This window comes from Pseudomonas sp. MWU15-20650 (assembly GCF_023242475.1).
Taxonomy (GTDB): Bacteria; Pseudomonadota; Gammaproteobacteria; order Pseudomonadales; family Pseudomonadaceae; genus Aquipseudomonas.
On record NZ_JALJFG010000006.1, the window covers coordinates 163,278 to 177,045 of the forward strand.

Annotated in this window: 13 protein-coding genes; 5 read left to right on the plus strand and 8 right to left on the minus strand. The window is 57.5% G+C overall.

Annotated features, from left to right (window positions below; all coding sequences use genetic code 11):
- The first annotated feature begins 24 nt into the window (after nucleotides 1-24).
- From M5B43_RS08360 to M5B43_RS08380, 5 genes are all read left to right on the plus strand, one after another.
- Nucleotides 25-399, plus strand: coding sequence for a cupin domain-containing protein (locus tag M5B43_RS08360; protein WP_248749642.1), 375 nt, complete (start codon nucleotides 25-27; stop codon nucleotides 397-399).
- A gap of 13 nt (nucleotides 400-412) precedes the next feature.
- A complete protein-coding gene (gene lysA / locus M5B43_RS08365; RefSeq protein ID WP_248749643.1) occupies nucleotides 413-1,648 on the plus strand; it encodes a diaminopimelate decarboxylase in 1,236 nt (411 codons plus the stop codon).
- A 94-nt stretch (nucleotides 1,649-1,742) separates the two neighbouring features.
- The gene (locus M5B43_RS08370) at nucleotides 1,743-3,620 is read left to right on the plus strand and encodes a class I tRNA ligase family protein (RefSeq protein WP_248749644.1); all 1,878 of its coding nucleotides are present in this window, start codon (nucleotides 1,743-1,745) and stop codon (nucleotides 3,618-3,620) included.
- Nucleotides 3,617-4,669 carry an FAD-dependent oxidoreductase gene (locus M5B43_RS08375; protein ID WP_248749645.1) on the plus strand — a complete coding sequence of 351 codons (1,053 nt, stop codon included), beginning with the start codon at nucleotides 3,617-3,619 and terminating at the stop codon, nucleotides 4,667-4,669. The genes M5B43_RS08370 and M5B43_RS08375 overlap by 4 nt, the downstream gene beginning before the upstream one ends.
- Entirely contained in the window at nucleotides 4,663-5,775 is a 1,113-nt protein-coding gene (locus tag M5B43_RS08380) for a methyltransferase (protein WP_248749646.1), read from the plus strand. The genes M5B43_RS08375 and M5B43_RS08380 overlap by 7 nt, the downstream gene beginning before the upstream one ends.
- Nucleotides 5,776-5,970: 195 nt before the next feature.
- Here M5B43_RS08380 and M5B43_RS08385 read toward each other — a convergent pair whose 3' ends face one another.
- The 8 genes from M5B43_RS08385 to M5B43_RS08420 all read right to left on the minus strand — a co-directional run bounded on the left by M5B43_RS08385 (nucleotide 5,971) and on the right by M5B43_RS08420 (nucleotide 13,348).
- Nucleotides 5,971-6,879, minus strand: a complete 909-nt coding sequence (locus tag M5B43_RS08385) for a MurR/RpiR family transcriptional regulator (RefSeq protein WP_248749647.1) — start codon at nucleotides 6,877-6,879, stop codon at nucleotides 5,971-5,973.
- Between the two features lie 116 nt (nucleotides 6,880-6,995).
- Entirely contained in the window at nucleotides 6,996-7,760 is a 765-nt protein-coding gene (locus M5B43_RS08390; protein ID WP_248749648.1) for an ATP-binding cassette domain-containing protein, read from the minus strand.
- An 18-nt stretch (nucleotides 7,761-7,778) separates the two neighbouring features.
- Nucleotides 7,779-8,891, minus strand: coding sequence for a succinylglutamate desuccinylase/aspartoacylase family protein (locus tag M5B43_RS08395; protein WP_248749649.1), 1,113 nt, complete (start codon nucleotides 8,889-8,891; stop codon nucleotides 7,779-7,781).
- Nucleotides 8,892-8,900: 9 nt separating this feature from the next.
- Entirely contained in the window at nucleotides 8,901-9,599 is a 699-nt protein-coding gene (locus tag M5B43_RS08400; RefSeq protein WP_248749650.1) for an ABC transporter permease, read from the minus strand.
- Nucleotides 9,600-9,611: 12 nt separating this feature from the next.
- Entirely contained in the window at nucleotides 9,612-10,301 is a 690-nt protein-coding gene (locus tag M5B43_RS08405) for an ABC transporter permease (protein WP_248749651.1), read from the minus strand.
- Between the two features lie 91 nt (nucleotides 10,302-10,392).
- Nucleotides 10,393-11,169 carry an ABC transporter substrate-binding protein gene (locus tag M5B43_RS08410; RefSeq protein ID WP_248749652.1) on the minus strand — a complete coding sequence of 259 codons (777 nt, stop codon included), beginning with the start codon at nucleotides 11,167-11,169 and terminating at the stop codon, nucleotides 10,393-10,395.
- Nucleotides 11,170-11,517: 348 nt separating this feature from the next.
- Nucleotides 11,518-11,967: a thiol-disulfide oxidoreductase DCC family protein gene (locus M5B43_RS08415; protein WP_248749653.1), complete on the minus strand. Its 450-nt coding sequence runs from the start codon at nucleotides 11,965-11,967 to the stop codon at nucleotides 11,518-11,520.
- A 76-nt stretch (nucleotides 11,968-12,043) separates the two neighbouring features.
- The gene (locus M5B43_RS08420; protein WP_248749654.1) at nucleotides 12,044-13,348 is read right to left on the minus strand and encodes an MFS transporter; all 1,305 of its coding nucleotides are present in this window, start codon (nucleotides 13,346-13,348) and stop codon (nucleotides 12,044-12,046) included.
- Between the last annotated feature and the right edge of the window lie 420 nt (nucleotides 13,349-13,768).

The window sequence follows — 13,768 nt, forward strand, 5'->3', positions numbered from 1 at the left end:
CCAACGCCTTCACGAGATAAAAACATGTTTGACAATCGCCACATTCGTTCGCTGGCCAACCCGGCCATGGAAGTCACTGAGTACGCAACCCCACCGCAAAAGTGCACGCAGGGTCGTCCGGTGCAGACTTTTCACAAGCAGTTCGAAAGTGCTGATCGGTTGTTCTCGGTAGGGGTCTGGGAATGCAGCGTGGGCAGTTTTACGGTGAACTTCACCGGGCATGAATTTGCCAGCCTGTTGGAGGGGCGGATCATGATCGAAGACGAGCACGGCGCCCAGGTGTTGTTTTTGCCCGGTATGCAACTGGTCTTTCCGGCGGGCTACAAGGGCGAATGGAATGTGCTGGAACCGTCCCGAAAAGCTTACGTCTGGTACGAATTAAGCCCTCCGGCTCTTTGAACGAGTGTTTACTGTGAACAACATCAACGATTCGCTGATCAACCAACTGGCTCACGAGTTCGGTACCCCCTTCTGGCTATATGACGCCGATTCGATTCGTCGTCGGACTGCGCAGTTGCATGCATTCGATGTGATTCGCTATGCGCAGAAAGCCAACCCGAACATTCAGATACTCAAACTGATGAAAAGCCTGGGTGCCATGGTCGATGCCGTGTCCCTGGGTGAAATTGAACGAGCCCATAGAGCCGGATTCCGTAACGACGGGGATCATGCCCAAATTGTCTACACCTGTGATGTCCTGGACGAAGCGACGCTGCGGCGGGTCATCGAACTGAACATTCCGGTCAATGCCGGCTCACCGCAAATGCTGGAACAACTGGGCAAGGCGAGTCCCGGGCATAAAGTCTGGTTGCGGATCAATCCGGGATTCGGTCACGGCCATAGCCGCAAAACCAACACCGGGGGCCAAAGCAGTAAGCACGGCAACTGGCATGAAAACCTGGATGTCTGCTATCAACTGATCGAAACCTACGGTCTGGAGTTGGTGGGGTTGCATATGCACATCGGCTCGGGCGTCGATTACGAGCATCTGCAACGTGTGTGCGAAAGCATGGTCGAGCACGTGATGCGCTGCCCGTTCGATATTTCGGCGATCTCGGCAGGGGGCGGGCTGCCGGTCGCCTATCGCGACGATGACCCGCAGATCGACATCGACGCGTATTTCCGCATCTGGGATCTTGCCCGTCGCAAGATTGAAAAACATCTTGGGCACGCAGTGACACTGGAGATCGAACCGGGGCGCATTCTGGTCGCCGAGTCCGGGTGCCTGGTGGCGCAAGTCAGGGCTAAAAAGGATGTCGGGACGAATCATTTCGTGCTGGTGAATTCAGGCTTCAACGACCTGATACGGCCGGCCATGTATGGCAGTTTTCACCGGATCACCGCGCTTCAGAAAGTCCCTGTGCTTGATCGGGAGTTGTGGCGCAATACCGTGGTGGCCGGTTCGCTGTGCGAGGCTGGTGATGTATTCACTCAGCAGAGCAACGCTGAAATCGATCACCAATTATTGCCGGATCTGCAAATGGATGATTTGTTGGTTTTCCATGATTGCGGCGCCTACGGTGCCAGCATGTCATCCAATTACAACACCCGACCGTTAATCCCGGAATTAATGTTGGATGGCGGCGCGGTCAAGGTTATTCGTCGTCGCCAGACATTCGACGAGTTACTTTCGCTGGAAACGATTTAAACCAATAAGAACGGACGAAGGGTGCAGACACAGGTCTGCATCCGGGGATTCCTGTGCCCGGTGATCAGCATGTTTGCGAGTTGGGGAGACAATCATGGAAGTCGTCAGAAAGCATCAGCAGTTCAAGTTGAGTCATGAATACAACGCACAGATCAAGCGTATCTATCCTGAGCCGTGGCTGCGTACACCCTTCGGCTCTGCCAGTGTCACCGTTCAAGCCGGGACGCTGAGCCAACCACATCTGCACCACGAACATGAAACGTTCATCATCGTTTCTGGTCATGGCGAGTTTGTTCAGGACAACATTCGAAGCAACATCTCGGCCGGAGATGTCATTTACATCAAGCCTTTCAGCGAACACTACATCGAGGCTGATCCTCAGTCGCACGTTGAGTTCATGAGTATCTGGTGGGAAGACGAAGAATCACAAGCCGAGCCGCGGACCACTCGCCAGATCCTGTTTACGCCGCCCCCGACACCCAATGGCGATCTGCACCTTGGGCATATTTCCGGGCCTTATATTTGCGCCGATATCATAAAGCGCTATCTACAGAGCCAAGGCACATCGGCCAGCCTGATTGTCGGTCTGGACAAGCACCAGTCCTATGTCGATCTGAAGGCGCGGCAACAGGGTATTCATGCCCACGATATCTATGAAAAGTTCAGTCGTTCGATCATGTGCACTTTTGATAACGCAGGTATCGGTTATGACGACGTGCATGATTGCGACAGCCATTTTCACCTCGAATTTGTGCATGACTTTATCGAGCGCCTGCTGGCAAAAGACGTTCTGCAGATCAAACAGCAAGGTATTGCATGGTGCACCGATTGCCAGCTTGAAGTGTTCGACGCCTTTGCCCGAGGCGGCTGTCCCACGTGTCATGCCCCCTCCAATGGGTGTATTTGCGAAGACTGCGGCAGCCCGAATAACAGCTACAACCTGCATGAGGTGTCATGCAACTTGTGCGGTGCGGCGCCGACGCTAAGGCGGGGCAAAAAAGGTGTACTGGATCTGGGCCGATGCGCTGCGGATTTTAAACGCGCCGGTTTTCAAGTCACTGCGCCACAGAAACTTGAAAAGTACCTGCTCAAGCAACAGGGGCTCGCGCAGGAAGATTATGTAGTGACGTTCCACAGTGAATGGGGCGTGCCTTCAAGATATCCGGAGCTGAGGGGGCAATCCTATCTAGCCTGGATCGAAATGGCTGCCGGTTACCTGGCCGCCATTTACAAGAGTGTATTTGGCGAAGAAGTCAGTGATGTCGAACAGGCTATTGAACGCCTCAATGGCGCAGATTTTGAAATCATTCACCTGATGGGTTTTGACAACTCGTTTTATTACGCCCATTTGTACCCGCAGTTATTCGCCGCGCTGGGTGTGAGGGCATTGAAGATAACGTTCGTGGTTAACGAGTTCTTGTTGTTGGAACAGTTGAAATTTTCCACTAGCCGCAACCACGCGATCTGGGCTAACGATGTGTTTACTTCGCCGGCCGTTGCTGACTGGTACCGCTTCTACCTGTCGCTGAAAAGACCCGACGTTAACCGGGAAAACTATGATCGCAGTGAGTTTGACAGGTTTCGCCAAAGCGCTCAGGCCGACCTCACGCAATTGTTTGCAATCCATCGACAGCGACTCGACGAGCACTTTGCGGGCGTCGTTCCGCAGCCAGGCTCCTGGACTGGATTGCACCAGGAATACGACACGTATTTCAATCGGCACAAGATCCATCTGGGCAACGCCCTCAGCGTGCCCAACGGGTATGCCGTCAAACAATACGCCAATTCAGTCAAGCAATTGCTTGATGTGTTAACCCGTTTTCAGCGAATGACCTGCGCTTATTTCGATGATTCGGCCGACCACGGTGAGCGCCGCACCAGCATGTATCTGGAGTCCGAAGCCATGGCGCTGTTGCGCTTGCACTTGAGCTGCATCATGCCGCAGGTGATTGGCGAGCTGGATCGATCATGAGTGCAAGCGAGGGATCTAGCCACCACGACTGGCTCGTCGTCGGTGCCGGGGTGGTTGGTCTGTGCACCGCACTGCATCTGGCACGACGCAAGCTGCGTGTGTGCGTCATCGAGCAAATGTCCCAGGTGGCAAACGCCTCTATTGTGTCCGGGGCCGGAATACGCTTTTTCGATCCTGACCCTATCATCTCGGCTCAGATCGTACAGAGCCACAATTTTTACTCGGAACTGGGACTGGCTGACGATTTCCGTCCTTGCACGAGTTATTACGGCTTCGGTACGGCAGCCGCTGAGGGTCTGCTGGACAGGGCTCACGCGAGCGGCATGCGAGTGCTTTCACGTGCACAGCTTAAGGCGTGCAGGCCGCATATCGAATGGGGGGCAGTGGATTACGCCGTGGAAGATGAACACGCGGGCTTCAGAGATCCCCTGATCACATGGCATACGCTGCGTGCTGCGTGTGAACGGCTTGGGGTGGTCTTCCGGTTTGGTCATCAGGTGCTGGCTTTCGAGGACCGTGCCAGTGTACGGCAATTGGTGACACAAGCGGGACGTTACATGGCGCATGGAGTGATCTTTGCCACGGGTTACTGGACCCCAAGCCTGCTCGAGCGCCTAGGGCTGCCGCATGTAGTGCGCAATCGAACCATCACCGTTCACCGGCTTGCAGGCCATAACCTGGCGCACCTGCCGTTTGTGGTTGAACACGGCAGTGGCTTCCATGCTCGTCCGACCGCGTGCGGCGAGATCTTATTTGGCCTCCCTCAGCCAGATTGGGACGTCGCGCCAGACAATCTGCCTGACCGTGCCAACGCTCATCTGGACAAGGCCGTGGCGCATTTACAGCGCTACGCACCCGCGCCGCTTTCATTCTCCGGTGTGCGAACCACACGCTCGGCAGACGCCTTCGCTTCAGTGGCGCCTGAGGCGCAAGCCACATTGCCCGACCATACACATGTATTTGCTTTCGGCGAAGGCGCCGCTTTCAAGTACGCACCGGCCAAGAGCTTGGCTTACATCAATTTAATACAGGGATCAAAGATATGCTGAATCAGGGAACCATTGATTTTCGAGGTAAATTGCCAAGCTCAGAAGCGTTGGTACATACCCTGGTTAACGGCTACATGTTGTCTGCCTCATTATTCGGTTGCGTAGAGGTGGGTCTGTTCAGTCATCTGGATGAGACATCGGGAATGACAATCAGTGAAGTGGCCGACGCGTGCCAGCTCAGTGCGACGCAAGTCCAGAAACTGGTGTCCTTCGGCTTGTCGGTGGGATTGATCATTCAGAGGGATGAACAGTTCTTCAACTCAAGCGATGCGCAGAAACTGCTTTCACGCCACAGTGCGCACAATATTTGCTCGGCGGTCGAACACCATAGTCGTCATGTCTATCCATTGTTCGGTCAGCTTGCCGAGTCGCTCAAAAGTGGCAAGCCAATCTCTGATCGCCTGCAACTGTCTTCGGCGCCAGGCAACACCAATGAGTTTTACGCCGAGCTGGACAAAAGCGAGAACGACTTCGATGTGTTTATGTCGGCCATGAACACCTTCAGCACTGGCGCGGGGACACGAATTGCCGATGCAGTGAGCGCGAGAATCGGCTCTGCGGCTCCGTTACGCATACTTGATCTGGGCGGCGGTGGTGGGCAGGTGTCTATTGAAATCGCACAGGCGATCCCTCTGGCGCAGATCACACTGATTGATCTGGAAAAAGCCACGCGTTTTGCCCGCGCCGAAGTCGATCGCAATGGATTGGGCGATCGAATTTCTTGTCTGTCCGGAGATATCTTCGCTCGCTTGCCATTGGCTGAGGCTGAATTTGATGTGGTGCTGATTTCCGCTGTGTTGGGGGACTGGAGTCATGATTACCAAGTCACACTGCTGGCCAATGCTCACCACCACCTCAAATCAGGAGGGTGTCTGGTGGTCAGTGAAACTTTGTTGGACGATGATCTGGCCGGGCCGATTCTGCCGGCGCTCATGAGTCTCTATGTACAGATCTTGACTGAAGGCGGGCAGAATTTCACCGCGCGGTCTCTGGTGGCGCTACTGTCTGGCAACCGGTTCGATCACATTGAGGTGCAGCTCAATCGTGTGCATGGCTGCCGCGATACCGTGCTTGCGAGCAAGATATCTGAAGGTCTCCGGAGATAGGGGCGGCTGCGTTGCGGCAAGCTAGATCCGCTTATTGGGGGTTGATCTGGGTTGTTGTCGATCTTTGCCGTTGCGCTGGGGGTGGGGTTGTTCCTGACGCGGCGCCGGTTCGAGCCGGTTGGCTGATGGGCTGTACGAAAATGCTCTAAACACATCGAGACCGCACAGGCCCATGAGGTAAAAACCCTAACGGAATCACTTTTTCGACGGCTTACCGCTGGCAGGAATGTGCAGGTACGACATCACGCTTTCAGTCAGTTCGGTAGCCAGCTTAACCGCTTCTTTATTACGCGCCATCACGCCGGCGACCAAGCCTTCGATCAGGGCCAGCACGGCGATGTTGGAGCTGGTCAGCACCGGGTGATCGCAAGGCGCAAACAACGTGTGTTCGGCAATGCCGGTGAGCGGCGAGGCGGGGGAGTCGGTAATTGCCAGCACCGATGCGCCACGTTCATTGGCGAAGCGGGCCAGTTGCAGGGTATCGAGGGAGTAGCGCGGCAGGGAGATCGCCAACAACACGTCCTGATCGGTGATCGCGGCCAGTCGGTACGCGGCGTTTTCGTTGCCTCCCTCCATGCTGATGGCCGTGGCTTCGGCACAGAAGGGCATCAGGGTCGAGGCGGCGAGGCCAGCTAAGTAAACACTGTTGCCGAACCCCAGAATATAGATTTTGCGTGCGCTGATCAGGCGGGTGACGAACGCTTCAAAGGTATCGGCATGGTTGTTGGTTGCCGCCGTGGCCAGGTTGCTGCTGGCGCTCTGGAGTTGCTCGTGCAGGCCAAACGCGCCGTCTGGGCGATGGGCAAGTTCGTTGCGCAGCTTGTCGACCGGCGACACCATCTGCTGCAACGTGGCGAGCAACTCGACCTTCATGCCGCTGTAGCCACCGAGGTTCAGCGCTTTGGCCAGGCGGTTGACGGCGGCGGGTGAGGTCAATGTTTCGTGCGCCATCTCCTCGATGGTCAGCGTCGCGGCTTTGAGCGGGTGACGCAGGATAAAGTCCGCCACCTTGCGCAGTGAAGGTGGCAGTTCGGAAACGATTTCCGTCAGTTTGCGCATGACTGGCGCGGCATAGACAGTGGTGTCTTTCGATGGGGTTGGCATATCCAGCTCAACATTTCCTGAAGGTGAGAGAAGGGTCGTGCCTGATACCCTGACAAGGTTGGCTGGAGTGTATCCGAAGCTAACCTTGTCAGGGCAACGCCGAGTGGGCGGCGGTCTTACTTCAAGCTTCCGGACAGAAACTGCTGGAGGCGTTCGGACTGCGGGTTGACCAGCACCTTGCGCGGGTCGCCGCGCTCTTCAACAACGCCCTTGTGCAGGAACACCAGTTGGTTCGAAACCTCGCGGGCAAAGCCCATTTCGTGGGTCACCACCACCATGGTGCGGCCTTCCTGCGCCAGATCCTGCATGACTTTAAGCACTTCGCCGACCAGTTCGGGGTCGAGCGCCGATGTGGGCTCATCAAACAGCATCACTTGGGGTTCCATCGCCAGTGCGCGGGCAATGGCCACGCGCTGCTGCTCGCCACCGGACATATGCGCCGGCCAGGCACTCATGCGGTGCGCCACACCGACTTTCTCAAGGTAGTGCTCGGCCTTTTCCCGTGCCTCTTTCTTGCCCAGGCCCAGCACATGCACCGGGGCTTCCATGACGTTTTCCAGTGCGCTCATGTGTGACCAGAGGTTGAAGTGTTGAAACACCATCGATAGCTGCGAACGCATACGTTGCAACTGCGTGGGTTCGGCCGCCTTCAGCCCGCCAAGCTTGTTGGCCACCAGCTTGAGCGGTTCGCCATTGAGCACGATATGGCCCGCATTGGGTTGCTCCAGCAGGTTGATGCAACGCAGGAACGTGCTTTTGCCAGAGCCGCTGGAACCGATGATGCTGATCACGTCGCCGGCCCGTGCTTGCAGGGACACGCCCCTGAGCACCTGGTGCGCGCCGTAACTTTTATGCAGGTCCTGAACTTCAAGTTTGTACATGGTTTGAACTCTTTGGAATCAGTCGCTGAGCAAGCGACCCTGGCGAATGGGGGTGACGCCTGCCACTTTGGCCAGCCACAATCCTGGCTGGGCAAAGCGCAGCCGTTCGCGGGCATAGAGAATGCCGTCGGTGCTGGCGCGCACCACGCTATGGCGGTCAGTCAGCGGGTCGATGACCTCGAATAGCGGATCGCCGACCTTGACCTGCGCGCCCAACGGTTGCAGAAAACTCACCACACCCGGGTGGGGCGCACAGGCGTACTGTGCACCGGCGAATGGCATGGCTTGGCAACGGTTTGGAGGTGCCGCCGGCCAGTCACCGCTGATCAGGCCTTGTTCGGCGAGATACCCGAGAATGGCTTGTGCGTTGTCGACGCATGGCTCGCGCTCGGTGTCTGCCATGCCACGCAGTTCGATGGTGGTGGCTGCGCATGCCAGGGGAATATTGGCTTGCGTAAACCGCTCGGCCAGGCGTATCCATGTAATGGCGCAGGCTTCGTCGAACGCACTGCCGCCTGCCGCTTCGGCCAATAACGTGACCTCGGCACCGAGGCGTGCGGCCAGTGACTGCAAGCGTGGCCAGTGCTGCGGCATTGCATACAACAACATGACCGACTCGAAATCGCAGTGCAGGTCCAGCACCACGTCGGCGTCACAGGCATGCTGCAGCAACAAGCGGCGCAGGCCGTCGAGTTCCGAGGTCGGTGCCGGCATGGTGGCGAGGGCATCGCCCATGGCACGGCGGATCAGGGCGACATTGGCGTCGGCATTGTCTCCCAATTGGCCTTCCAGCAGCGGTGCAACAGTATCGACCAACTCCGGGAAGTCGCGATTGAAGTTCTTGCCGCTGGAGAACTCAAAGCGTCCTTGATGGGTGGCCTGGAACATCTGGGCGATACCGATCGGATTGGCCATTGGCACCAACTCGATCACTCCAGTCAGGCGGCCTTGTGTTTCCAGTTCTAGAAGACGGCGCTTGAGTTCGACGGCGACGCGCATCCCTGGCAGCTCGTCGGCATGCAAGGACGCCTGGATATACGCTTTGCGTGTGCCACTGCCAAAACGAAACAGGGTCAGCGTTCGTTCGGTGCCCGATGCACTCCACGGCAAGAGGTGTTGAATATGCTCCATAGCAGCTCCTTAGTGCTTGCGCGGTGCCAGATACGCCAGCCAACGGCGCTCGGCCAATTTGAACAGGCGCACGAGCATGAAGGTCAGGACGAGGTAAATGAGGCCAGCGGTGATAAACGCCTCGAATGGTAGGTAGAACCGTGAACTGAAAGTGCGCGCAGCCCCGGTGATGTCGACGAGCGTGACGATGGAGGCCAGGCTGGTAGTTTGCAGCATCATCAGCACTTCGTTGCTGTACTGCGGCAATGCTCGGCGCAGGGCCGACGGCAGGAGAATGCGGCGATACAGGGTCAGGCGCGACATGCCCATGGCCTTGGCGGCTTCGATCTCGCCATGGGGGGTGGATTTCAAACTGCCGGCCAGCAGCTCTGCGCTATAGGCACTGGTGTTGATCGCGAACGCCAGGCAGGCGCAAAAGGTGGCGCTGGAGAGGTAAGGCCAGAGTACGCTTTGGCGCACGGCTTCGAACTGCGCCAGGCCGTAATAGATCAGGAACAATTGCACCAGCATCGGCGTGCCGCGAATCACGTAGGTATAGAGCCAGGCCGGGAAGTTGATCAGCGGCGAGCGCGACACCCGCCCCAGTGCCAGGGGAATCGCCAATAGCAAACCCAGGGCCAGGGAAATCAGCAGGACTTTGAGGGTCAACAAGGCGCCATTGAAATACAGCGGCAGGTTTTCCCAGATCAGGTTGTAGTCGAGAATCATGGGCGGTTCCCCTCACAATTCGGCGGCTTTGATGCCGACCGAGTAGTGTTTTTCCAGATAGCGCAGCACCAGCAAGGACAGGCTGGTGAGCATCAGATACAGCGCCGCCACCGCGAGGAAAAACGTAAAGGGCTCGTGGGTGGCGTCTGCTGCGTTTTTGGCTTTGAACATCATGTCCTGCAAGCCGATCACCGAGATCAGCGCGGTGGACTTGGTCAGTACCAACCAATTGTTGGTGAACCCGGGAATGGCGAAACGAATCATCTGCGGCACCAGAATTCGCCAGAACACCTGCACACCGCTCATGCCATAGGCCACACCGGCCTCGGCCTGACCTTTGGGGATCGCCATGAAGGCGCCGCGAAAGGTTTCCGAGAGGTAGGCGCCAAAAATGAAGCCCATGGTGCAGACTCCGGCGATAAAGGGATTGATATCGATGTAGTGGGTGTAACCGAGCACCAGGGCAATGCGGTTCACCAGATCCTGGCCCCCGTAGAAAATCAGCAGGATCAGCACCAGGTCCGGAATGCCGCGAATCAGGGTGGTGTAGCTTTCCCCGAGCATCGCCAGCCATTTGAGTGGGGACAACCGGAGCGCCGCGCCGATCAGTCCCAGGGCAATCGCCAGGGACATGGACGTCAAGGCCAGGTTTATGGTCAGCCAGGCGCCATCGAGAATGCTCGATCCGTAGCCGTGGAGCATGATGAAGTTCCTCAAGCGAGCGCCGTGAGGCGCGCAAGACAAGCCCCAAGAGACGCCCGCAATGGGCCGGCGCCGGGGCTAAAGGTAAGGCTTACTCGCCGTAGATATCGAATGCGAAGTACTTGGCTATCACTTGCTGGTACTTGCCATTGGCGCGAATGGCGTCAATCGCGGCATTCAGGCGCGCAACGTTGGCACTGTCGCCTTTGCGCACGGCGATACCGGCGCCCCGACCAAAATACTTCGGGTTGTTGATGTCGGGCCCTGTCAGTGCGAAGCCCTGGCCCGCCGGTGTCTTGATGAAGCTCTCATCAGTGTTGACGATGTCGGCGAGGGTGGCGTCCAGACGGCCCGACGCAAGATCCAGGAAGGCTTCATTTTGTGAGGCGTAGCGCACCACGACAACGCCGGCGTTTTCCAGTTGTTCGGTGGCAAAACGATCGTAGGTCGAGGCGCGTTGCACACCGACTTTCTTACCCTTGAGGTCCACCAACGGGTCATTGATCACGTTGCCGGCCTTCATCGCGAACTTGCCGGGTGTGTGGTAGTACTTTTTGCTGAAGTCCACGGACTTCATCCGGTCTTCGGTGATGGACATGGACGACAACACGGCATCGATCTTGCGCACTTTGAGCGACGGGATCATGCCGTCAAACTCCTGGATGACCCACTCGCATTTGACCTTCATTTCTTCGCACAGGGCGTTGCCGATGTCGTAGTCGAACCCGCTGACGTTGCCCTCGGGTGTCTTGAAGGAGAAGGGCGGGTAGGCGGCTTCGATACCGATACGCAGGCTGTCTTCGTCGGCATGTGCCAGGAAGCTGAAAGCGCATAGCATCAGAGCGCCTAGAAGTTCTGTCTTGTTCAAATTGTTGACTCCTTGGGGGCATTTGGGGAAGCGGGTGCCCGCCATCCGAGGTGGCGCTGTGGATCGGTCCTGTGATCGGCGAAGCAATAAATGACACAATAAAATTCTATATGCAACATATATGAAAATAATCATATCAATCGAGGGCGTGAAAAAATGCACCTCTACATTTCTTGACCCCCCTGAAACCGCCAAGACGCTCTCTGCACGGCGGCCATCTTCTCGGGGCGCCTCATTCGCTTCTGTGCTACGAATATCTGCCGCACAGGCGTATCGAACGCCGAGGCGCAACCGGACAAAAGGCGAACACGTAGACGTGCCAGAGCTGCACGATACCGGTGATGATCGTTACGACCCCTTCAAAAAGCGTTGCTCATGATCGGGGTCCGGCAACAGGCAGGTGTCGTACTTCCCAAAGAGCCGATAGCGATTGCGCGCAATGCGATCGTAGGCCCAATCCCTAAGTACCCGCGGGATACCACGCAACAGCAGCAGTGGACGCCAACCGGCGGGTAGCTGGGCAATGATTTCGAAAACCGCATCCGAGCGCAGCCAATAATGCTGGTCGCGAATCACTGCCAGGGTCTCGAACTGATCCAACGGTAACTCGGCCCAGGCCAGTAGCGCCTGACCCTCCGGCGACTGCACCGTCGCCAACCGCACGCGCCGTTGGTGATCATGCCGAATCAGGAACCGCGCCCAGCCATTGCAGAGCTTGCACACACCGTCGAAGAGCACCACGGTCTCACCTGGTTTGAGGAATGGCGCGGGTGAAGGGCGAGTTTGGGACACGGGCATGAACGTGGGTCCAATCGGGCGGGGCTATCCCGGATCATACCCGCGGGCCAGCGTGAAGGTCTGCGATGACTTTAGCCTACGTACCCACCTCATGCAGGGAAATCCTCGACGTCTCCGGCAACGCCAACCCACCCGCCAATGCCAGTAACGCCACAGCGATCAAATAAAACGCCGGCGACAAGTTGCTGTGGGTGGTGCTGATCAACCACGTCGCCACCAGTGGCGCGGTACCGCCGAAGAGCGTGTAGGCCATGTTGTAAGTAATCGCCGACGCGGTGTACCGCGTACGGGTCGGAAAGGTCTCCGACAGCAAGGCCGCCGTGACCACCCCACACAACACCGCGCCAACCGCCAGCAACATTACCCCGACGATAGAGGCCGCGAACGACCCCGAACTCGCCATCAGGAACGACGGATACACCACCACCATCAATACCACACACGCCGTCATCACCGTGACCCGCCGCCCGAGCCGGTCCGAATACAGCCCTGCCAGCGGGCAAATCGCCGCCGCGAAAATCAACGCAATCAGCGACACCAACAACGCCGCTGCACGACTCAAGCCGCCCGCGACTTGCAGGTACGTCGCAAAGTAAGTGGTGAACATATAAAACGACAGTGCCGTGAGTGACACAAAAGCGCCCAGGCAGCAGATCGCCGCACCCTGGTTGCGCAAGGTTTCCTTGAGGGGGGAATGAGCGACGGCATGCTCCTGCTTCACCGCCTGGAAGGCCGGCGTTTCATCCAGTTTCCAGCGCAGATAAAGCCCCACCAGCCCCAACGGTGCGGCAATCAGAAACGGCAGACGCCAGCCCCAACTGCCCATCGCCTCGGCGGATAGCGACGCCTCAAGTGCATAAGCCACCACCGCTGCCGCCGCGAAGGCAGAAAACGTCGACACCGGAAGGAAGCTGCCATACCAGGCGCGTTTTTCGCTTGGCGCGTGCTCCATCAGGTAAGCACAGGCCCCGGCGTATTCCCCCCCGGCGGAAAAGCCCTGGGCGCAGCGGATCAGTGACAGAAGAATCGGCGCCGCGACACCGATGGCGGCGTAGGAGGGGAGTAGGCCGATCAGGGTGGTTGCACCCGCCATCAGCAAAATCGTCATCGCCAGGGTGCGCTTGCGGCCGATCCTGTCGCCCAGCATGCCGAAGAAAATTCCGCCCAGCGGGCGGAAGGCAAAGGCGACGGCGAAAACAGCGAAGGTTTTGAGCAACGCCGCGCTGGCGTCGCCGCTGGGGAAGAATTGTTGGGCGATGGTGGTCGCGAGGAAGCCGTAAACGGCGAAGTCGAACCACTCCACGAAGTTACCGATGCCGGCGGCGATGATCACCTTTCGCAGGGTTTGGGGGCTTACCTGTTCGGTGGATGCGCTCGTCATGATGGGCCTCGGCGTTTATGTCAGTAATCATTCGATTATCGGAGGAGTGACTGAGGCGGCAGGGTTCAAAAGTGTCATCCGCGTAGTCAGTACCGACTGGGTGGGGTTGATATAGGCAGGATCTGGGCCAGGTTGGGCGCGGGTGATTGCGGGGTGTTCTGACTAACGAAAAACCGTGCCCTGCCTCCGGTTTCCCTTAGGAATGGCTTTAAGGTAATCGAAGGCTGGAATGGAACATCTCGCTTGAAGGACGCGACATTTATGGACGTCAGCTTTTCTCAAATCAGCGAGCGTTTGAACAATCGTGCCCTGCATCAATACGCACACTATGAATGGCGCAATAAATGAGGTGCTTATCTTCGCCCTCGTTCACTATGCACACGCAGGTTGCCCCCATCGTCGGTGCAGCAGGCAAGGACC

Excerpts from the sequence above, each read along its gene's own strand:
- M5B43_RS08390 (WP_248749648.1), bottom strand. The coding sequence starts at position 7,760 with ATGTACAAACTTGAAGTTCAGGACCTGCATAAAAGTTACGGCGCGCAC.
- M5B43_RS08415 (WP_248749653.1), bottom strand. The coding sequence starts at position 11,967 with ATGCCCGTGTCCCAAACTCGCCCTTCACCCGCGCCATTCCTCAAACCA.
- M5B43_RS08380 (WP_248749646.1), top strand. The coding sequence starts at position 4,663 with ATGCTGAATCAGGGAACCATTGATTTTCGAGGTAAATTGCCAAGCTCA.
- M5B43_RS08405 (WP_248749651.1), bottom strand. The coding sequence starts at position 10,301 with ATGCTCCACGGCTACGGATCGAGCATTCTCGATGGCGCCTGGCTGACC.
- M5B43_RS08420 (WP_248749654.1), bottom strand. The coding sequence starts at position 13,348 with ATGACGAGCGCATCCACCGAACAGGTAAGCCCCCAAACCCTGCGAAAG.
- M5B43_RS08375 (WP_248749645.1), top strand. The coding sequence starts at position 3,617 with ATGAGTGCAAGCGAGGGATCTAGCCACCACGACTGGCTCGTCGTCGGT.
- M5B43_RS08360 (WP_248749642.1), top strand. The coding sequence starts at position 25 with ATGTTTGACAATCGCCACATTCGTTCGCTGGCCAACCCGGCCATGGAA.
- M5B43_RS08400 (WP_248749650.1), bottom strand. The coding sequence starts at position 9,599 with ATGATTCTCGACTACAACCTGATCTGGGAAAACCTGCCGCTGTATTTC.
- M5B43_RS08385 (WP_248749647.1), bottom strand. The coding sequence starts at position 6,879 with ATGCCAACCCCATCGAAAGACACCACTGTCTATGCCGCGCCAGTCATG.
- M5B43_RS08370 (WP_248749644.1), top strand. The coding sequence starts at position 1,743 with ATGGAAGTCGTCAGAAAGCATCAGCAGTTCAAGTTGAGTCATGAATAC.
- M5B43_RS08395 (WP_248749649.1), bottom strand. The coding sequence starts at position 8,891 with ATGGAGCATATTCAACACCTCTTGCCGTGGAGTGCATCGGGCACCGAA.